Genomic DNA, 19,462 nt, shown 5'->3' with positions numbered 1-19,462 from the left:
CGACCGGGATCGGGCCGCGCCGCGACACTTTACCCGGGGCGATGAAAATTGCTGCCGGGAATCGTGCGAATGAGGCCGGAATCCTAAGCCCGCGCCTCAGCGGGTTTCAGGCAGTGGCAAACCGTATTTGACCGGCAACTCCCGCAGGAGCTCCGCCACCGCATAGACGGCGTCGGGGCGTTGCGCGCGCAGCGTCGCGTCGACCTGCGCGTTCAGCTTCAGCTCGACGAACGGAATGTCGATGCGCACGGGCGGGCCATCGCCGATGAGCGATCGCGAACGCTCCCGCTGCTCTTGCTGGTCACGGCTGTAGTCAATCACGGGCTGCGACGCCAACGGGGACTCCGGCGGCGCCTGATTGCCGCGGCGAAAAGTCGGACGCGTCCAAGCGCGCTCGCTCACCACCGCGAATTCGGCCACGCCTCCGGCGCGCGCCAGCTCGGCGGCGCGCAGCAACGCGAGATCGCGCACCTGCGCCGCACGCATGCCCGGCTCGCCGGTAAAGCGCACAAAGTAGACGGTCGCCGATTCCTGCCAGGATTCGTAGCCCGGCTCGTCCGCAGCGACGCGCGGCTGGTAGAGCGGATGCTGTTGGCAGCCGGCGAGGACGAGGGCCAGCAACAGGAACGCGCCCGATCGCGGAGGACGTCGCGGTGACATGGCGTTGGGTGTCGGTTTATTTTTGCCCGTAGTAGGCGCCCGGGCCGTGCTTGCGCTGGAAATGTTTCGCCAGCAACTCGGGCTCGAGCGCCTTGAGGCGCGGCTCGAGCGCGAGCGACATCAGCGCCAGGTGCGCGATGCACTCGACCGCCACGGCGGTCTCGACGGCTTTCGCGACCGTCCTGCCCCAGGTGAATGGCGCGTGGCGGTTCACCAACACGCCGGGAAAATCGAGCGGAGCGAGATCGTCGTCGAGGAATCGCTCGACGATCACGTTGCCCGTTTCCCACTCGTAGGCGCCGCCGCCGATTTCCTTCTTCGTCATCTTCCGCGTGACCGGAATGTTGCCGTTGAAGTAGTCGGCGTGGGTCGTGCCGAAGATCGGTATCTCGCGACCGGCCTGCGCGAACGCGGTCGCATGCGACGAGTGCGTGTGCACCACGCCGCCAATCTCGTGAAACGCCTCGAAGAGGCGGCGGTGCGTCGGCGTATCGGAGGAGGGATTGAGTTTCCCCTCGACGATTTTACCCGCGAGATCGACGAGGACCATGTCGTCGGGCCGGAGCGCCGCGTAGGCGACGCCGCTCGGCTTGATGGCGAAAATGCCCTTCGCGCGATCGATGGCGCTGGCGTTGCCGAAGGTGAGGTTGATCAGCCCGTGCTTCGGCAGTGCAATGTTCGCCTCGTAGGCTTCGCGTTTGAGTTCGGTCAGCATGGGAACGGCAGAAGTAGCGAGTAGCAGGTAGTGAGTAGCGAGTAGAAAGATGCGGGGCGTATGCTCGCTGCCCGCGACTCACTGCTCGCTACAGCGATTTTGGAGGCTCAGGCGCGAAAACCACCGCTCAGGTGGTAGTAGACCTCGTTGTTGCGGAGGTCCTGCTTGAGCTGCGGGAGCGTCGTGTCGGCGTTGATGTGCACCGTCTCGATGCCGGCGATCGTCGCGAAGTCCTCGAGCATTTCGCTCGTGACGACGTAGCTGTAGCCGGTGTGGTGCGCTCCGCCGGCGTAGATCCACGCGGCGCAGGCGGTCTTGAAGTCCGGTTTGCATTCCCACACGGCGCGCGCGACGGGGAGTTTCGGCAGCGCGGGTGGTTTCACGGCAGTGACTTCGTTGATCACGAGACGGAAGCGGTTGCCGAGATCGACGAGCGAGGCATTGAGCGCGGGGCCGGCGGGGGCGTTGAAGACGAGGCGAACCGGGTCCTCCTTGCCACCGATGCCGAGCGGGTGCACCTCGACCGCGACCTTGCCGGAGGCGATCGACGGGCAAATCTCAAGCATGTGCGCGCCGAGCACCTGGTGGCCCTTCGGCGACAGGTGATATGTGTAATCCTCCATGAAGGACGTGCCGCCGGGCAGGCCGGCGCCCATCACCTTCATGGCGCGGACGAGCGCGGCGGTCTTCCAGTCACCCTCGCCGCCGAAACCGTAGCCCAGGCCCATCAAACGTTGCGTCGCCATGCCGGGCAGCTGGCGGAGGCCGTGCAGGTCCTCGAACGTGTCGGTGAAGCCCTTGTAGCCGCCCTCTTCGAGGAAGGCGCGCATCCCGAGTTCGAGTCGTGCGCTGTAGCGCAATTCCTCGTGGCGCTTGCCGCCCGTGCGCAGCTCCTTCGCGACCGCGTAGGTCCGCTCGTATTCGTCGCAAAGCGCATCGACGGCTTGCCTGTCGATGCCGGCCGCGGAGACTTTCGCCACGAGGTCGCCGATGCCGTGCGTGTTGACCGCAAAGCCGAACTTCATCTCGGCGGAAACCTTGTCGCCGTCGGTGACGGCAACCTGGCGCATGTTGTCGCCGAAGCGCACGAACTTCGCGCCCTGCCAGTCGTGCCAGCCACGCACCGCGCGCATCCAGGCGCCGACGCGGTCCTGCACTTCGCTGTCGCTCCAGTGGCCGACGACAACCTTGCGACCGAGACGGAGGCGCGTGTGGATGAACCCAGCCTCGCGGTCGCCGTGCGCGGCTTGGTTGAGGTTCATGAAATCCATGTCGATCGTCGACCACGGCAGGTCGCGATTGAATTGCGTGTGCAGGTGGAGGAACGGCTTCTTCAGCGACGTGAGGCCGCGAATCCACATCTTCGAGGGCGAGAAGGTGTGCATCCAGAGCACGAGGCCGGCGCAGTTGGCGTCGGCATTGGCCTCGAGGCAGACCTTGGCGATCTGGTCGGAGTCGACGAGGAGCGCCTTGAATTTAAGCGGGAGAGGCAGGCGCTTGGATTTCACGAGTCCATCGACGACGGCTTGGGCGTTGGCGGCGACCTGCTTGAGCGGGCCGGGGCCGTAGAGGTGCTGCGAACCGCAGACGAACCAAATTTCGGGAGTGGAGAGAAGTTTCATGGAAAGTAGTGAGAGCGGGTAGCGAGGAGGGACGAAGCGGAGGTGCGGAGTGCACGCTACTCGCTACTCGCCACTCGCTCCTTGATGGTCAGCAGTTCCTTCATCACGCTGGAGAGATCGGCGGACTTGGCTTTGCCGCCGAAGCTGTCGTGGAGCTGGCGGTAGAGCGCGTAGAGCTGGTCGTAGGTTTTCTGCGCGGCCTTGCGCGGCTTGTAGGCGACCTTCTTGAGCGAAGTCATCCTGCGCTGGGCCGTCGGGAAATCCTTGTGCGCACCCGCGAGCACCGCGGCGCTCACGGCCGAGCCGAGCGCGCAGGCTTGGGACGAACCGGCGACGAGCATCGTGCAACCGGTGATGTCGGCGTAGATCTGCATCAGCAGCGGATTCTTCTCCGCGATGCCGCCGGCGCAGACGACGCGATCGATCGGCACGCCGTATTCGCGGATGCGCTCGATGATCGCGCGGGCGCCGAACGCCGTCGCCTCGATCAGCGCGCGGTAGATCTCCGCTTGTGTGGTATAGAGCGTCTGGCCGACGAGCAGGCCGGTGAGGCGCTGATCGACGAGGATCGTGCGGTTGCCGTTGTTCCAATCGAGCGCGAGCAGACCGCTTTGACCGGGCGCGAGCTTCGCCGCTTCGGCGGTGAGCGCGGCGTGGAGCTTCACGTCCTGAAGCACGCCTTCGACGAACCATTTGAAGATGTCGCCCACTGCGCTCTGGCCGGCCTCGATGCCGTAGAAGCCCGGCAGGATGGCGCCCTTCACGATGCCGCAGATTCCGGGGATGTCGGGCACGGTCCGCGCCGCGGAAACCACACCGCAATCGCACGTGGACGTGCCGATCACCTTCACGAGCGTGCCTTCCGCGACGCCGCAGCCGATGGCGCCGTAATGCACGTCGAACTCGCCGATCGCGATCGGGATGCCGACCGGCAAGCCGAGAATCTTCGCGGACTCAGGCGACAAGTTGCCGGCGGATTCGCTGGCATCGTGCGCCGTTTCGTAGAGACGATCGCGCAGCTCGGCGAGCCGTGGATCGAGCAGTGCGAGAAACTCCTTGTCGGGCAACCCGCCCCACTCTGCCGCGTAGAGCGCCTTGTGTCCGGCGGCGCAGACTCCGCGCTTCACGGCGCGCGGGTCGGTCACACCGGCGAGCACGGACGGAATCCAGTCGCACAGCTCCACCCAGGAATAGGCCGCGGCAAAGACCTTGGGATCGACGTTGAGGCAGTGCCAGAGCTTCGCCCAAAACCACTCGGAGGAATACGTGTTGCCGCACTTCGCGATGAATTGCGGACGATGCTGCGCGGCGAGTTCCGTGATCTTCGCGGCTTCGCGCCAACTGGTGTGGTCTTTCCAAAGCCAGCACTGCGCGTTCGCGTTCCTCTCCCATTTCCGGTCGAGCGCGAGCGGGACATTGCGCGCATCGACGGGGATCGGACTCGAGCCAGTCGTGTCGACGCCGAGACCGATCACCCGTGCCGCGGAGAATCCGCGTTGCTTCTTCGCCTGCGCCAGCGCGCCCTTCACCGACTTTTCCAAGCCGACGAGATAGTCGCTTGGGTGCTGGCGCGCGAGGTTGTGGTCGCGGGCATCGAGCAAGACGCCCTGCGTGCCGCTGGGATAATTCACGACGCAGGAGCCGAACTCCCGGCCGTCGCGGCAACGCACGACGAGCGCGCGAACCGAATTGGTGCCGTAATCGATGCCGAGCGAGAAAACGTCTTGGGCCATGGGGAGAGCGGGACAGCGGCCGCAGCGTAGACCCGCGCGAAGTCGGAGCGAATGCGCGGGCACTTGACCGTCAAGTGTCTCTCCGTAGCGTGGCGCCATGCCCGCCGTCACCATGGCGATCCTCGCCCGCGAACTGAAAGTGTCGAAGAACACCGTCTCGCTCGCGCTGCGCCACGACCCGCAGATCCCGCTCGAGACCCGCGAGCGCGTGCACGCCGCCGCCCAGCGCCTCGGCTACTCCCGCAATCCCGTGGTCGCGCACCTCATGTCCGAGCTGCGCAAGCAGGCACAGGGGAAATCCAAGCACACGCTCGCGGTCCTCAACGCCCACCGCGACCGCGACGCCTTTCGCACGCACCCCACGATCCCGACTTACATCGCCGGCATCCGCCGTCGCGCCACCGCGCAGGGCTACGGCGTCGACGAATTCTGGCTGCACGACCCGCAACTCGACGGCGCGCGCCTCAACCGCATCCTGCGCGCCCGCGGCATCCGCGGCGTCATCGTCGTCGGTCTCATGGAAGAGAACCGCCTGCCGGAGCGCTTCGCGAGCACGTGGCGCGCGCACACCTGTGTCGTCACTGGCGTGCGCACGCACGAGCCGACGCTCTCATTCTGTTGTGTCGATCACCACGCGCTCGTGTTGCAGGCCTGCGAACGGGCGTTCGCGCTTGGCTATCGCCGGCCGGCGCTCGTGATCGACGAGCGCATCGACCGGCTCGTGGAAGGCCGTTTCACCTCGGGCATGATGATCGGCCAGCAAAGTCTCCCGCTGCGCGACCGCGTCGCACCGTTCTACGCCGTGGAGGCGGCGCGCAACGACCCGCGCGAATTCTACGCTTGGCTCACGCGCGAGCGCCCCGACGTCGTCTTCACGCTCTACCGGTTCGTCCGTCGCCTGATCGAGGAGCGGGGCCTGAAAGTCCCGCGCGATCTCGGCCTGCTCCAACTCGAGCGCCGCGCCGAGGATGGCGACTGGGCGGGCATGGACCAACACAACGACCGCACGGGCGAGGCCGCCGTCGACATGGTGATCAGCCACCTGCACAACAACGAGTGCGGCGTGCCGGAGTTCCCCCGCGCGACGCTCATTGGCGCTTCCTGGCAGCCGGGCAAGACGGTGAAGCGAGTCGCCCAACGCGCGGGCGCCACGGTCGCGAGTTAACTTTCTCCTCTGTCGGGCGGGGGCGCGTCGTCCACCGGGTGCTTGTGCCAGAAGTTGGCCAGGATCGAACCCGAGATGTTCATCCACGGGCTGAAGATGGCCGGGGCCAGGCCAACCGTGCCGAGCTTGCCCATCGCGCCGGCGAGTCCGGAGGCCATGCCGCCGTTCTGCAGGCCGACCTCGAAGGCCACGGAACGCGCGGAGCTCTTGTCGAGTCCGGCGGCGCGACTGAGCCAATAGCCGAAGAAATAGCCCGCCGCGTTGTGCAGCACCGACGCAATGAAGAGCAGCGCGCCGACCTTGAGGAGATTGTCGCGTCCCGCCGCCGTCGTGACCGTGGTGAAGTAGACGATGCCGGCCATCGAGAGCTGCGGCATCAGTGCGTCGAGTTTCGGCAGCCAGCGCGTGAGGCGGTGATAGGCGACGCCCACCGCGACCGCAGCCAGCAGGAAGCCGGAGAGCTCGATCGCGAGTTGCACGCTGTCGGGCAGCGTGGTGACGAGGATGTGATCGCGCAGGAGAAAAATGAACAGGCACGCGCCGGTCGTGAGCCATTGGGCGTTCACCCAGCGCGCCAGCGCCGTCGGCCGATGTTTGAGGTGATCGTGGATCAGCGCCGCGGCGATGGGCACGATGACGATCTTGATGATCTCGACCATCAGGTTGAGGAACTTCACTTCGACCAGGGCGCCGGCGAACAGCTTCATCAACAGCGGCGTCAGGAACGGCGCCACGAGCGTCGTGATCGCGGTGACGGTGACCGAAAGCACGAGATTCGAGCGCGCGAGATACGCCATGACGTTCGAGGCCAGGCCGCTGGAGCACGATCCGATCAAGATGATGCCGGCCGCGATCTCGGGCGGAAAATCGAAGAGCTTCGTCAGCGCGAACCCCACCAGTGGCATCACCGAGAAATGACAGATCAGGCCCACGAGCACGCCGCGCGGGGTCTTCACCACTCCGGAGAAGTCGCGCAGGCTCATCTGCGTGCCCATGCCGAACATCACAGTCTGGACGACGAGCAGGATAAGCCACTTGTTGCGCAGATCGAAGTCGCCGACCTTGAGGAACGCGCCCGGAAAAATCATCGCCGCGACCACCGCCGCGACGATCCATGCCGTGAACTGGTAACCTTTGAGCTCTGGCACCGCGCCGAGGCCGAGCGCGAGCGTAACTGCGGCCAACACAGCGGCCGGCGACCACAGTCCCGGCTGACCGAGCACGAGACCGGCAAGCGTCGCGGCGAGCGACGCGGCGGCGATTCCGAGGCAGAGTTTGCGGACAGCGTGCATGGGGTATGGGGAATGTGACGCCGGCCTCCCGCCGGAGGGAAACGTGAGTGCCGGCGGAATGCCGGTGCGGCGATCAGAGCATGGTCGCGAGGTGCGCGATCGCGAGCGGCGGACTGGCCAGGATCGGAATGCGGCGATCTTCCGGCGCGAGCGTGTCGACCACGCGGGCCATCGAAGCCTGTGCGAGCACGATCACGTCGACCTGCGCCGCGAGTTGGCGCAACGCGGCGGCGACGAGCGCGTCGTGCTTCGCCGCGTCGCCGGACATGAGCGCATCGAATGCGCCTTCGACCAACACCGCGCGGAGCTCGATGCTCCTGCTCGCAGCGGCCGCGCGGCGTTGCACCAGATCCTTCGTCGGATTGAGCGTCGTGGGCAGCGTCGCAATCACACCGATGCGCCGGCCCGTTTGCACGGCTTGGTCAGCCATCGGTTGGTCGACCCGCAACACCGGCACGGCGGCAAATGCCGCGGACGCCTCGACCGCCGGCCCGATCGACGAGCAAGTCACGAGCACGCAATCGGCGCCGCCCGCCTCGGCGGACGTGATATAGGACTGCACGCGGCGCGCGATGTCGGCGGTGAGACCGCCCTTTGCGCCGATGGCGCGGACCAGGCTGTCGTCGACGATGTTGAACGTGTCGACCTTCGGCAGGTGCGTCTGACAAAGCTGCTGAAAGACCGGGACGAGCGTCGCGGAAGTGTGAACGAGGGCGAGCGTCTTGCGTTTCATGGAAATTCAGGCGCCGCCGTCCCGGACCGCGGCGAAATAATCGGCCGGGCCGACCTGGCCGCCCTTGAAGTTGATCTCGAGGCCGTGCACGCCCCGGTGCCCGGAGTGCGCGCGGCACAGCGGAGCGCCGGGCGCGAGCCGCGCGATCATCTCGACGGCATCGATACCGAGCGCACGCGCAGCGTAGCTCGAAGTGTCGCCGCCCGCGACGAGCACGCGCGAGAGCGATTCCGACTCGGCCAACACGCGCGCAATCGCGCCGAGAGCGGCGCCGACGGCGGCAGCGGACGCGGGCGCACCGGTCGGAGTGCCGCGCGCCGTGAACACCACCGGGCTCTTGCCGTCCCGCAAGGCGTCGCGAGCCGCCGCGACGGCCGGCTCGATTTGCGGCGTCTGCGCATCGAGCGGCACGCCGACGAAACCGTGCGCGAGCGCCCAATCGATTTGCCCGGCGGTGACGGGCGAACAGCTGCCGGAGAGCACGAGCAAGCGATCGACGGCCGTGGCGCGGGGCCAGACTTGGTGCGAGGCGACGCTCCCCTGCTCCGTCCAGTGCGCCCCGAGCGCCATCTCGATGCCGGACGAGCCGACCGAAAAGACCGGTTCTCTTTCCGTGGCCAGCTCGTCGATCAGGCCGCCGATCCGCGCCAGCTGCTCCTCGCGCATGACATCGAAGAGCACGATCTCCGCGCCGGCCGCGAGAGCGCGTCCCAAGGCAGCGCGCGAAGCCGCCGGGCCGGAATCGAGCGCCTCAGTGTCGAGAAGGCCGATGCGTTTGGTGGTTTGCCGGGTGAGATGAAGCCGCAAATCCGCCTCGTCCGCCGGTGTCACCGGATGGCGGCTCATCGCGGGATGGCGATCGAGGCGGTGAATCTCACCGCTGCTGCCGATGCCCAGGCGTGCGAAGAGATTTCCGAAGGCGCAAAAGCGTCCGAGCGCCGGCGCACCGACGAGGAGCGGCACGTAGCGACCGGGAAAAATCTCCGCGCCCACTTCGATCGCCCGACCGATCGAGCCGACCGTGGGCGACGAATCGAAGGTGGAACACACCTTGTAGTGCACGTGCCGCGGGCGCAGTTCGCGCAGCGCCGCAAAGGCCGGGCGCAGCACCGCTTCCATCTCCCCCGGCGGGAGCGAGCGCGTGAGCCCGGCGACACCGATCGCGTCGAGTCCGGGCAGAGCGGCCAATCGTTCGCGGGACGGCGGGGCGAGGAAAAGCGCGGTGCGCAAACCCGCGCGCGAGAGAAATTCCAGCGCATCGGTCGACCCGGTGAAATCGTCACCGAAATACGCGAGGCGGAGTTGTGCGGACGCCGCCGTCATTTGCCGCCGAATTTCGCCTGCGATTTCGCGAGCAGCGGGTGCTTCGCGACGGCTTGCTCGACGGTCAGCCCTTCGACGGCGGCTTCCCACCAGAGTTGCAGCGAACGCACTCCTGCCGCGGCACCGTCCGGGTGCGCCTGGATGCCGCCACCGGCCATGTAGAGGAGATCGACGGTTTGTGTGCGTCGCCACGTCTCCGGCGCCTGGCCGCCCCATTGGCCGGAGGAGACGACGGGCAACACGGGCTTGCCGAGCGGCTCGATCGCGCGGCATGAAGCGATGGAGCGCACGACCGAATCGTCGTCTTCCCAGAACTTGTTCGCGATGCCGTTGACGTGGAGTTGGTCGACGCCGGCGAGCCGCTGGAGCTTTTGGTAAGCCGGAAAATCGATGCCGAGCAGCGGGTAGCGGTTGAGCATGCCCCAACCGTTGCGGTGACCGTGGATCGCGAGCTGGCCGCGATCGCAGAGCGTCTTCGTCGCCGCGAGGCCGACGCTGTTGACGCTGATCATCGCGCAGGTGCCGCCACTCGCCACGATCTTGTCGTAGTGGCGCTGCATGGCGTCGAGTTCGTCCGAAATGTTGAAGGCAAACATCACCTTCCTGCCGGTGCGCTGAGCGTGATCGTTGATCACACGCATGACGGCATCGACCCGCGCGTCGAACGGCGAGTGCGGCGGGTCGGCCATCAGCTCGTCGTCCTTAACGAAATCGATCCCCGCCTCGACGAGCACGCGCACCATGTCGGCCGTTTGCGCGGGCGAGAGGCCGATGCTGGGCTTGATGATCGTGCCGATCAGCGGGCGGCCCTCGACGCCGGTGAGACGGCGCGTGCCGGCGATGCCGAAGGCGGGACCACGGAACTTCGCGGCGAACGACGGCGGCACGTCGAAGTCCATCAACTTGAGGCCGGAGAACTGGGCGAGTTCGTAGAGATTGCCCTGGAGCGTCGAGACGAGCGCGGGGAGGTTCGTCCCGAAATTCTCGACTGACCATGATACCTTCACCTCGGCGCGCTGGTAACTCGCGGCGGGAGCGCGGCCCGTCGGGAGCGCGGGCGCGGCAACGGATTCGAGCAGCTGGATCGCCTCCACGCGCGCGGCGAAACGCCGCTTCAGCTCCTCCGTCTCGCCCGGCACGGCGACGAAGGTGCCGGACGATTGCTCGCCGGCGAGCGTCGTCGCGGCCTTCTCCACGGGCAGCGGTGTCTCGATGAGATAGATGGCGGTGACGCGCTCCATGGATTTGGGGCTAACCACGAATGGACACGAATAGACACGAATGAAAACCGGCGGCGTCACGAAAGCTCGCCACGCTCAGCCGACTTTCAGCTCCGTGTCGGGATTCGTGTGCATTCGTGTTCATTCGTGGTTTCTCTCCTGATCGAGTCTCAAAGACGGTTGATTTGCTGTAGTGCCTCGGCTGTCGGCTCCATGCCGGCGCCCGGCGCTTCGGGCGCGATGAAATGGCCGTCGCGAATCTGCGCCGGATGCTTCATCCAGTCGCGCAACCAGGGAATATACTCGAGCAACCCACAACCGGGATGCGCGAAGCACAGATGCTGGTGGACCTGACACATGTCGCCGACGTGCGGCACGACCGGCAGGCTGTAACTGTGCGCGAGGTCGGCGACTTGCCACCACTCAGTCACGCCGGCGAGCCGGACGACATCGGGCTGCACGTAGTGCACGGCGCCGGCGTGGATGAAATCGCGGAACTGGTGCGCGAGGTAGAGCTGTTCGCCCAGTGCGATGGGCGTCTCGATCGCCTCGGCGAGGCGGCGGTGCGCGAGCACATCGTCAAAGGTCGTCGGCTCCTCGAACCACACGACGTCGAACTCCGCGAGCCGGCGGCCGAGACGAATCGCGTCGGGCAACGCGAGTTTGCCGTTGGCGTCGGTCATGATGCGGATCTCCGGCCCGAGGGCGGCGCGCACGGCTTCGAGACGGCGAAGATCGGTCGCGGGATTCGGACTGCCGACCTTGATCTTCACGGCGCGGTAGCCGCCGGTCTCGACGAGGCGCTGGCAATCGGACACGAGCGTTTCGAGCGGCCAGTTGAGCCAGCCGCCGTCGGTGTTGTAGGCCTCGACTCGCTTGGATGCGGAGCCGCCGAGGAGCTTCCAGAGCGGCAGGCCGGCGGCCTTGGCCTTCAAATCCCAAAGCGCAATGTCGATGGCGCCGTGCGCGAGGTGCGTGATGCCGGCGCGTCCGACCCAGTAAATCGGCGAGTGCTTGTGCAGTTTTTCCCAAAGTGCGCGGACTTCGCGCGGGTCTTCGCCGATGAGCAGAGGTCCGAATGAATCGACCGCGCACTCGACGATGAGCTTGTCGGTCGGCAGGTGCGCATGCGTGCCGGAGAAGCCGTAGCCGACGAGCCCGGTGTCGGTGTGGATCGCCACGCCCGGCGCGCCCCAGTGCGAAATCGAATGCGTGCTGTCGGCGATGCCGCCGCGCGTGACCGGCGCGTGCAGAATCAGCGGTTGGAGACGGGTGATCTTCATGCGTGAGCGAGCGTGCTGGTGAAGGTGTAGGTGCCCGCTGGCGCATCGCACACCGCGAAGCCGTCCGCACGGTCGACGATCGTGAGTCCATCGGTGCCGACCATCCCATCGGCTGTGCACGGGATATGCACGCGCGCCGAGGTGTTGGCGGGGACCGTGACCGTCCACTCGAAATGCGCGCCGTAGCGACGCCATGCGCTGCAAATCTCGCCGTTGATCGAACGATAACTGCCGCTCGCGTGAGCGAGCCCCTGCCCCACGAACGGCCGAAGCATGAAGCGTTGGTAACCTGGCGTGTCCGCGTCGAGTTCGATGCCGAGCACGTGACGGAACAGCCACTCGCCGACCGAGCCGAGCGAATAGTGGTTGAAGGAGTTCATGCCGTCCCGGTGGAAGCCGCTGGCGATCGTCCAGCTGTCCCAGCGTTCCCAGATGGTGGTCGCGCCTTGGAGCACCGGGAAAAGCCACGACGGGTAACTTTCCTGCAGGAGCAGCCGGTAGGCGACGTCGGCGCGGCCCGCGAGCGTGAGCTGCGGATTCAAGTGTCCGATGCCGACGAAGCCCGTGCTCAAGTGCCAATCGAGCGCGCGGATGTTCGCGACGAGATGCTCCGCCGCCGCGGCGCGGAGTTGGTCTGGCAAAAGGTCGAACGCGAGCGCGAGCAGGTAGGCGGTTTGTGTCTCGACGGCGATGCGTCCATCCGGGCGCACCCACTCGGCTTGGAACGCGGCGCGCACTTTTTCGAACATCGCCTGGAAGCGCGCCGCATCGGTGTCGCGGCCGAGCGCGCGGGCGAGGCGCGCCATTTTCGCGGCGTCGTCGGCCCAGTAGGCGGTCGCGAGGAGATTCTTCATCGGCGAATGCGTGCCGAACGAGGTGTCGCTCGGGATGCAGAGCCAGTCGCCGTAGTTGTTGCCGAGTTGGTTGACGCGAAGACCGCTCGGGTTGTGCCGCTCGATCCAGTCGAGCCAGCGCACCATCGCGTTCCAGTGGCGCTCGACGAGGCGCAGGTCGCCGTAGACGCGCCAGAAGGTGTAAGGGATGATTATGCCAGCGTCGGCCCAACCGGCGGCGCCGCCGAGGTTGCCGAGGCCGACCCAGTTGATGTCCTCGCGCAGGCGGGGCGCGATGTCGGGGAAGACGCCGTCCGGCGTCTGCGCGTCCTCGACATCGATCAGCCACTTGGTGAAGAACGCCGCGACGTCCATGTTGCACGTGGCGGTGCGGAAAAACACCTGCGCGTCGCCCATCCAGCCGAGGCGTTCGTCGCGCTGCGGGCAGTCGGTCGGCACGGACAGGAAGTTGTCGCGCTGCGACCACACGCCGTTGAGCCAGAGGCGATTCACGCCGGCGTGGGAGCACTCGAAGTGTCCCGCCGGTGGCGTCGCCGAGTGAATCACGCAGCCGGTGATCGTCCCGAGCGTGGGCGTGAACTTGTCACCAAATAGGTGACAGTTGTCGGAGCCGAGCGCGGTGAGCTCGACGAACTGGAAGCCGTGGAAAGTGAAATGCGGCTCGAAAACCTCGAGGCCGCCGCCGCGACACACGTAGACGTCGGTCGCCTTCGCGCGGCGGAGATTCGCGGTGTAGAGCGTGCCGTCAGGATTGAGGCGCTCGCCATGGCGCAACTGGACGCGCGTGCCGGTGGGCAGCTCGACCGCGAGCCGGATCCAGCCGGTCATGTTCTGCCCCAGATCGTAAAGGTGCACGCCGGGACTGATCTCCCGATGCGAGACCGGCACGCGCGTCTCGGTGATGCGCACGGGCTCGCTGCGTTGCGCGACGAGCGGAGCGGTCGGTGCGGCGACCTCGCGGACCGGCAGCCAATCGCGCGGCGCGCGGCGGGCGTCGTAGATTTCGCCCATTTGCAGGTCCGACGATAAAATCGGCCCGGTGGCGCAGCGCCATTGTCCATCGGTGCCGAGCGTGAAACGCGCGCCGTCGGCGAGGTCGACCTCGAGTTGGAGCGCGAGGCTGTTTTCGAGCGAACCGTAGCGGCCCTTCGTTTCCTGCCAACCGACGAAACCCGACCACCAGCCGTCGCCGAGCGTGACGGAGAGCTCGTTGGCGCCGGCGGCGAGGAGCGCCGTGATGTCGTAGGTGCGGTAGTGGATGCGCTTGTCGTAGTCGGTCCACTCCGGGGCGAAGAGGTCGTCGGTCACGCGGCGGCCGTTGGCCCGCAGATCGAGCAGGCCGCGCGCCGTGGCGAAGAGCGTGGCGCGCGCGATCGCGCCGGGGAGTTGGAACTCTCGGCGAAAAACTGCCGGCGTGCCCGGCTCGGTGAGCGTCGCGACCACGGCGTCGGGATCGCGTCGCACGATCTCGGGATCGGCGGCGATCCACTTCGCACACCAGTCGTCCGGGGCGAGCAGCCCCATGGTCCATCGTGCGGGAGCGGAGCGGACGCTCGCACCGGTCTCGTCCCACGCTTCGACTTGCCAGTGACACGCGTCGCGCGAACGCAGCGTCGCGCCGGCGTAGGCGATGTGGACGGTCTGCGCGCTCTCGACGCGACCGCTGTCCCAACGGTCCGTCTCGCCGGCGGCGAGTTTTTCCGGCGTCGAGGCGACCCGCACTCGGAATGCCACTTGGCGCGCGCCGCGCCGGCCGCTCTCAAGCAGCCAGCTCAGTCGCGGGCGGCGCTCGTCGAGGCCGAGCGGATCGACGAGGTATTCACAGCGAAGGGAGGAAACGCAGGTGTCAGACACGGTTGATTGGAAGTGTCATCGCGCGATGCGCGAAGTGCGCCGGGGCGATCCGGATGGATGGCTTCGGCGCTTCGCTCCCCGCAATGACCGGCTGGGCATGCGCGCTCGTGGTCAGGCTCGCTCGGCCTCGATTTGCTCGAGCGATTTGCCGGAGGTATCGGGCATGAAGAAGTAGCCGACCACGCCGCTGATCGCGAGGAACAGCGTGAGGAGGCCGGCGATCTGCTTGATGCCGGCGTGCGCTAGGATCGGCACGAAGAAGCTCCAGATGCCGAGGATCGTGCGCGCCACGCCGAAGGTGAAACCCTGGGCGGTGCCGCGCAGCGCGGTGGGAAACAGCTCCTGGCTGAAAACCTTGTAGAACGCCTCGCCCGAGAGCGCGGCGCTGGCGGAGAAGAGCACGATGTTGCAGATGACGGTCGTGATCGTGAACGGAAAGAAGAGGAACAGGCCGTAGGAGATGGTCTGCATCACCGCGCCGACGCCCCAGAGCAGCTTGCGCGTCTCGTAGGACTTGTCCGAGTAGCGCATGAAAATCGTCACGGTCACGATCATCGTGATGACGAAGTTCGCGCTCGAAAGACCGACGCTCATCGCCTGGCCGCCGGCATGGAGCGTGGAAATGATGTAGGGGTTGAAGATGCCTGCGGTGCCCGCGGCGAGGTTCCAGAAGAGATAAATCGTGGCGGTCCAGACAATGGCCTTGAGATTCGAACCCTTGAACAGCGCCCAGAGATTCTGGCCGACGCCCTTGCCGGCTTTCGCGGCTTCCTGCCAGCGCGCGGACTCGGCGAGGCCGCGGCGCAGCGCCCACGTCACGACGGCCACGACGAACAGCTGGAGAAAAACGATGCGAATGCCGAGCAGGCCGAGCGGCGCGAGCGCCAGGGCGAGCCAGAGCACGATCACCGGGCCGAGACACCATGCGACTTGGGTGAAGCCGAGGAGCTTGCCGCGCGCCTTGTCCGGCGCGAACTCGCCGACGAGCGCGAGGGACGTCGGGACGTCCGCGCCGACCGCGACGCCGACGATGAACGTGCCGAGGAAGAGCATCTCCTTGTTCTGGCACAGCGCGCACAGCAGGATGCCGAACGCGTAGACCATGAGGTCGTATTGGTAGATTTTCTTGCGACCGAGCTTGTCGCCGAGCCAGCCGCCGATGAGCGCGCCGAGCGCGCAACCGAGGGCGTTCGGGCCGATGGCCGCGAGCACGCCGACCGCGGTGTCGCTCATGCCGAATTCCTTTTGCAGGATCGCGAGGCCGGCGCCGAGCGCGACGATCGAACCGGCGTCGAGATACGACGCCATGCCGGCGAGCGCCGACCATTTCCATTGCTGCGCGGTGATGTGGGAGCCGTCGGCGGGCGCGGCTGGCACGGAGGACGTGACTTGACTCATGGGGTGTAGGCGGGGTTGCGAGAAACGTTTAGCGGGTGGGAATCCAGACGGTCATGTCGGCTTCGCCGCGGTTGCCCCATGCGTAGTAGGGCACGGCTTTCACGGCAATGACCCGCGGGGCTTGACCGTCAACCTCGCGGTAAAGCTGCCGGCCGGTCCACGCCGGCCGCTGGAGCGCGAGGGCATCGCAGGTGAGCGTGAGGACGGAGGCGTTGCCGATGCGCTCGCGGCGCGCGGTGAAGTTCGCAGGTTTCTGGAGCGAGAGCGCGACGTCCTTCAGCTGCACGCCCGGCGGGAGGTCGTTCGATTCGAGGCAGTAGACGAGCGGACCGTATTTGATCGTGACCTGGTCGACGGTCTCCTCGACGAGCGGGTTGGCCTCCCAGAGCGTGGCCTTGAACTCCATGTCGAACTGCACGACGTCGCCCTGCTTCCACGTGCGCTTCACGTCGGCGTAAGCGCCGGGCTGGAGCGCGGCGGCGACCGGCTGGCCGTTGACCTTGAGGGAAACTGCCTCGCTTTTCAGCCAACCGGGCACGCGCAGCTTCAGCGTGACTTCGCGCGCGGGAGCCTCGTCGACGACGATTTTCACCGCGCCGGCCCACGGGTAATCGGTTTCCTGGCGGAGCTTGATCGGTGTGCCGTCGAGCCAGTGCGAATCGAGCGTGCTGGCGGCGTAAAGATTGACCCACACGGTAGCGGGCGAGAGCGCGTAGACGTAGTTGTGCATCTCGGCGATGGTGCGCACGACGTTCGGCGGACAACAGAAGCTCACGGGAATGTTCGCCTCGCGCGTGCGCGACCAACGCAGCGGCACGTCGAAGTCGCGGAGCTTCTTCAGCGCGTTGACGTAGAAGTAGCGGGTGCCGTCGAGGCTGATGCCGGGCAGGATGCCGTTGTAGAGGGTCTGCTCGAACAGGTCCGCGTAGCCGGCATCGCCCGAGACGGCGAGCATGCGCCAGAGCCACATGCCGTAGCCGATGGTGGCGCAGGTCTCGTTGTAGGCGGTGAGATTGGGCAGCTGGTAATCGCGACCGTAGGCCTGGTGGACGGTCTTGATGTATTTGTGCTGTGTGTAGTCGACGCCGTCGGGCGAGGCACCGTCGTAGATCGCGCCGGTCATGCCGGTGATGTAGAGTTTCCGATCGGCGACGTTCGCGGAGATCGTCTCGAGCGTCTTCAGCAGAGTCGCGTCCCCGTCCTCGGCGAAGACGTCCGCGACGCCGGCGTAGAGGTAATTCGCGCGCACGGCGTGGCCGACAGCCTGCGTCATCTGCCGAAAGGGCATGCGGTCCTGGTTGTGGTCGCTGCCTTCGCTCGGCGGCACGAGGCTGCGAATCTCGATGAGTTGCTCCGCGAGCTTCAGATAACGCGGCTCGTGCGTGACGCGGTAAAGCTCCACGACACCCATGTAGTGCGACGGGCAGATGGCGTTGCGCGCGAGCTCCTGGGGTTTCTCAGCGCAAAGCTTGTCGATGTAGTCGGCGGCCTTGCGTGCGCAGTCGAGCAGCGTCGTCTTGCCGGTGGCGCGGTAATGCACGCATGCCGCCGTCATGAGGTGTCCCATGTTGTAGGTCTCGAAGTGTTCGCGGTCGGCGAACTCCTTCGTCTTTTCGCCGGCGCGCTGCGGGATGATGGTCTGCGTGTGCAGGTAACCGTCTTCGCGCTGGGCCCGGGCAACGACTGCGACGATCGCGTCCATCTGCCGGTCGATGGCCGGATCCTTCGTCACGGCGTAGATCTGCGCGAGCGCCTCGAACCATTTCAGAAAATCACCGTCGTTGAACGGCGGGCCGCGGAAGCGACCCTGCTTCAGGCCCGCGGCGATCAGGTAGTTGTCCCAGGCGGGGCTCGTCGCCGGATCGCTCAGCAGTTCCCACAGGTGCGGCACCATGGCGGTGCGGGCGACGTCGAAGCGCTCGCCGAGCAGGCCGCCCTGCCAGCGCACATCGCCCAAGTCGGGCATATACATCAGTGCGTGGGGCGAATGCGTGGTGTCGATCAGGGCTTTTTCCCCGGCGGAGCCGTCCGCGGGAGCCAGTGTGAGAACACAGCAAACGAGCGGCGCGAGAACAGCGTGCGATTTCATGCGTGGGCGGACGAGTTCAGGGTTCCCGGGCGAGAATCGTTTGTTGCACCGCATGACGCCAGCCTCGAACGAGGTCGGCCACGCGGGCGGTTTCCATTGTCGGGCGATAAACGCGACCCGCGCGCGGCAGCGCCGCCAGAGCCTCGAGCGACGAGACCACGCCCAACCCCAGCAAACCGGCAGTCACGGCGCCGAAGGCCGAACACTCCGCGAACGGCGCCAACCGCAACTCCGCGCCGGTGATGTCCGCGGTGAATTGCATCAGAAATCCGTTCCTCGTCGGCCCGCCGTCCGCGTGGATTGCGCTGATGTCCAGCGCCGCGTCGGCGCGCAACGCCGCCAGCGCATCGCGCAGTTGAAACGCGATCGACTCCTGCGCCGCGCGGACCACATGGCGGCGATCGCTGTGCGCCGTGAGGCCGACAATCGTCGCGCGCGCATCGGCCTTCCAATACGGCAGGCCGAGCCCCGAGAACGCCGGCACCAGATGCACGCCACCGTTGTCCGACAGCTCGGCCGCCATCGCTTCGACGCCATCGAGAGAGTCGATCAGCTTCAACTGGTCGCGCAGCCAGGTGAGCGTGGATGCCGCCGCAATGACGATGCCCTCGAACGCGTAGACAGGCACGCCGTCGCGCACCCAGGCGAGCGCGGTCACGACACCCTGCGATGAACGGCGAAACTCGCCGCCGAGGTTGAGCAGCACCGACGAACCGGTGCCCAGCGTGACCTTGGCGGAGCCGCGCGCGAAACAACCGTGCGCGAAGAGCGCGGCCTGCGAATCGCCCATCACGCCGCAAATCGGGACCGGGCGCGGCAAAGCGCCCGCGAGCGTCGTCGTGCCGAACGGCGCGAAACTCTCGCGCACCTCGGGCAACGCGCGTGTCGGCACGTCCCAGAGCGCACACAGCTCCTCGTCCCACCGCAGCCGGCGCACGTCGAACAGGAGCGTGCGGCTCGCATTCGTGTGGTCGGTCGCGAAGACCGCGCCGCCGGTCAGGCGATGGATCAGATAGGCATCGATGGTGCCGATGAGCGCCTCGCCGCGCTCCAGTTTCGCGCGGAGTTCCGGGTGCTCGCGCACGAGCCACTGGAGCTTCGACGCGGAAAAATACGGATCGATCCGCAAACCGGTGCGCGACTGGACGAGTTCCTCGTGCCCGGCCGCGACCGCGCAGGCGCAGAGCGGCTCGCTGCGTCGGCATTGCCAGACGATCGCGCGGTGCAGCGGTCGCCCGGTGGCGCGATCGAACACGACCACGGTCTCACGCTGATTCGTGAGGCTGAGGCCGATAATATCGGCGATCTCACGCTCATGCCGCGCCAACAGCGCGCGCACGACAGCGAGGACGTTTTGCCAAATCTCCTCGGCGTCGTGCTCGACCCAGCCCGGCTGCGGGTAGTGCTGCACGTGATCGCGCGACTCCCGGTCGAGCAGCCGGCCGTCGGTCGCGAAGAGCATCGCCTTCGTGGCGGAGGTGCTTTGGTCGACGGCGAGGACGAAGGGCATGGTATTCGCGA

General features: G+C 66.7%; 14 protein-coding genes. 1 reads left to right on the top strand and 13 read right to left on the bottom strand.

The window, feature by feature from the left end; genetic code table 11:
- Positions 1-96: 96 nt before the first annotated feature.
- The 4 genes from KF715_00260 to KF715_00245 all read right to left on the bottom strand — a co-directional run bounded on the left by KF715_00260 (position 97) and on the right by KF715_00245 (position 4,730).
- Positions 97-660, bottom strand: coding sequence for a hypothetical protein (locus KF715_00260; protein ID MBX3735093.1), 564 nt, complete (start codon positions 658-660; stop codon positions 97-99).
- Positions 661-676: 16 nt separating this feature from the next.
- A complete protein-coding gene (araD, locus tag KF715_00255) occupies positions 677-1,375 on the bottom strand; it encodes an L-ribulose-5-phosphate 4-epimerase AraD (GenBank protein ID MBX3735092.1) in 699 nt (232 codons plus the stop codon).
- A gap of 107 nt (positions 1,376-1,482) precedes the next feature.
- Positions 1,483-2,997, bottom strand: a complete 1,515-nt coding sequence (gene araA / locus KF715_00250; protein ID MBX3735091.1) for an L-arabinose isomerase — start codon at positions 2,995-2,997, stop codon at positions 1,483-1,485.
- 56 nt (positions 2,998-3,053) lie between these two features.
- Entirely contained in the window at positions 3,054-4,730 is a 1,677-nt protein-coding gene (locus KF715_00245; protein ID MBX3735090.1) for a ribulokinase, read from the bottom strand.
- A gap of 112 nt (positions 4,731-4,842) precedes the next feature.
- On the opposite strand from KF715_00245, the gene KF715_00240 reads away from it, so the two are divergent.
- Positions 4,843-5,895, top strand: coding sequence for a LacI family DNA-binding transcriptional regulator (locus KF715_00240; GenBank protein MBX3735089.1), 1,053 nt, complete (start codon positions 4,843-4,845; stop codon positions 5,893-5,895).
- Here KF715_00240 and KF715_00235 read toward each other — a convergent pair.
- The 9 genes from KF715_00235 to glpK form a co-directional block, all read right to left on the bottom strand.
- The gene (locus tag KF715_00235; protein ID MBX3735088.1) at positions 5,892-7,187 is read right to left on the bottom strand and encodes a bile acid:sodium symporter family protein; all 1,296 of its coding nucleotides are present in this window, start codon (positions 7,185-7,187) and stop codon (positions 5,892-5,894) included. The genes KF715_00240 and KF715_00235 overlap by 4 nt on opposite strands.
- 73 nt (positions 7,188-7,260) lie before the next feature.
- Positions 7,261-7,920: a hypothetical protein gene (locus tag KF715_00230; GenBank protein MBX3735087.1), complete on the bottom strand. Its 660-nt coding sequence runs from the start codon at positions 7,918-7,920 to the stop codon at positions 7,261-7,263.
- A 6-nt stretch (positions 7,921-7,926) separates the two neighbouring features.
- Positions 7,927-9,243 (bottom strand): four-carbon acid sugar kinase family protein, encoded by a 1,317-nt coding sequence (locus tag KF715_00225; protein MBX3735086.1) that lies wholly within the window; start codon positions 9,241-9,243, stop codon positions 7,927-7,929.
- Positions 9,240-10,484, bottom strand: coding sequence for a ribulose-bisphosphate carboxylase large subunit family protein (locus KF715_00220; protein ID MBX3735085.1), 1,245 nt, complete (start codon positions 10,482-10,484; stop codon positions 9,240-9,242). The genes KF715_00225 and KF715_00220 overlap by 4 nt, the downstream gene beginning before the upstream one ends.
- Positions 10,485-10,633: 149 nt before the next feature.
- Positions 10,634-11,746, bottom strand: a complete 1,113-nt coding sequence (locus KF715_00215) for a mandelate racemase/muconate lactonizing enzyme family protein (GenBank protein ID MBX3735084.1) — start codon at positions 11,744-11,746, stop codon at positions 10,634-10,636.
- On the bottom strand, positions 11,743-14,454 hold the full coding sequence (locus KF715_00210) for a family 78 glycoside hydrolase catalytic domain (protein ID MBX3735083.1): 2,712 nt from the start codon (positions 14,452-14,454) through the stop codon (positions 11,743-11,745). Before KF715_00210 ends, KF715_00215 begins: the two co-directional genes overlap by 4 nt.
- A 111-nt stretch (positions 14,455-14,565) precedes the next feature.
- Positions 14,566-15,852 carry an MFS transporter gene (locus KF715_00205; GenBank protein ID MBX3735082.1) on the bottom strand — a complete coding sequence of 429 codons (1,287 nt, stop codon included), beginning with the start codon at positions 15,850-15,852 and terminating at the stop codon, positions 14,566-14,568.
- Between the two features lie 28 nt (positions 15,853-15,880).
- The gene (locus KF715_00200) at positions 15,881-17,941 is read right to left on the bottom strand and encodes a glycoside hydrolase family 127 protein (protein ID MBX3735081.1); all 2,061 of its coding nucleotides are present in this window, start codon (positions 17,939-17,941) and stop codon (positions 15,881-15,883) included.
- 16 nt (positions 17,942-17,957) lie between these two features.
- Positions 17,958-19,451 carry a glycerol kinase GlpK gene (gene glpK, locus KF715_00195; protein ID MBX3735080.1) on the bottom strand — a complete coding sequence of 498 codons (1,494 nt, stop codon included), beginning with the start codon at positions 19,449-19,451 and terminating at the stop codon, positions 17,958-17,960.
- Positions 19,452-19,462: the final 11 nt, after the last annotated feature.

The organism is Candidatus Didemnitutus sp. (genome assembly GCA_019634575.1).
In the GTDB taxonomy this organism is placed as follows: Bacteria; Verrucomicrobiota; Verrucomicrobiia; order Opitutales; family Opitutaceae; genus Didemnitutus.
The sequence above is the reverse complement of the archived record's forward strand: the minus strand, read 5'-3'. Positions and strand labels throughout refer to the sequence as shown.

Bases quoted from the DNA above. Each gene is read 5' to 3' on its own strand.
- KF715_00260 (MBX3735093.1), bottom strand. From the start codon at position 660: ATGTCACCGCGACGTCCTCCGCGATCGGGCGCGTTCCTGTTGCTGGCC.
- araD (MBX3735092.1), bottom strand. From the start codon at position 1,375: ATGCTGACCGAACTCAAACGCGAAGCCTACGAGGCGAACATTGCACTG.
- araA (MBX3735091.1), bottom strand. From the start codon at position 2,997: ATGAAACTTCTCTCCACTCCCGAAATTTGGTTCGTCTGCGGTTCGCAG.
- KF715_00245 (MBX3735090.1), bottom strand. From the start codon at position 4,730: ATGGCCCAAGACGTTTTCTCGCTCGGCATCGATTACGGCACCAATTCG.
- KF715_00240 (MBX3735089.1), top strand. From the start codon at position 4,843: ATGGCGATCCTCGCCCGCGAACTGAAAGTGTCGAAGAACACCGTCTCG.
- KF715_00235 (MBX3735088.1), bottom strand. From the start codon at position 7,187: ATGCACGCTGTCCGCAAACTCTGCCTCGGAATCGCCGCCGCGTCGCTC.
- KF715_00230 (MBX3735087.1), bottom strand. From the start codon at position 7,920: ATGAAACGCAAGACGCTCGCCCTCGTTCACACTTCCGCGACGCTCGTC.
- KF715_00225 (MBX3735086.1), bottom strand. From the start codon at position 9,243: ATGACGGCGGCGTCCGCACAACTCCGCCTCGCGTATTTCGGTGACGAT.
- KF715_00220 (MBX3735085.1), bottom strand. From the start codon at position 10,484: ATGGAGCGCGTCACCGCCATCTATCTCATCGAGACACCGCTGCCCGTG.
- KF715_00215 (MBX3735084.1), bottom strand. From the start codon at position 11,746: ATGAAGATCACCCGTCTCCAACCGCTGATTCTGCACGCGCCGGTCACG.
- KF715_00205 (MBX3735082.1), bottom strand. From the start codon at position 15,852: ATGAGTCAAGTCACGTCCTCCGTGCCAGCCGCGCCCGCCGACGGCTCC.
- KF715_00200 (MBX3735081.1), bottom strand. From the start codon at position 17,941: ATGAAATCGCACGCTGTTCTCGCGCCGCTCGTTTGCTGTGTTCTCACA.
- glpK (MBX3735080.1), bottom strand. From the start codon at position 19,451: ATGCCCTTCGTCCTCGCCGTCGACCAAAGCACCTCCGCCACGAAGGCG.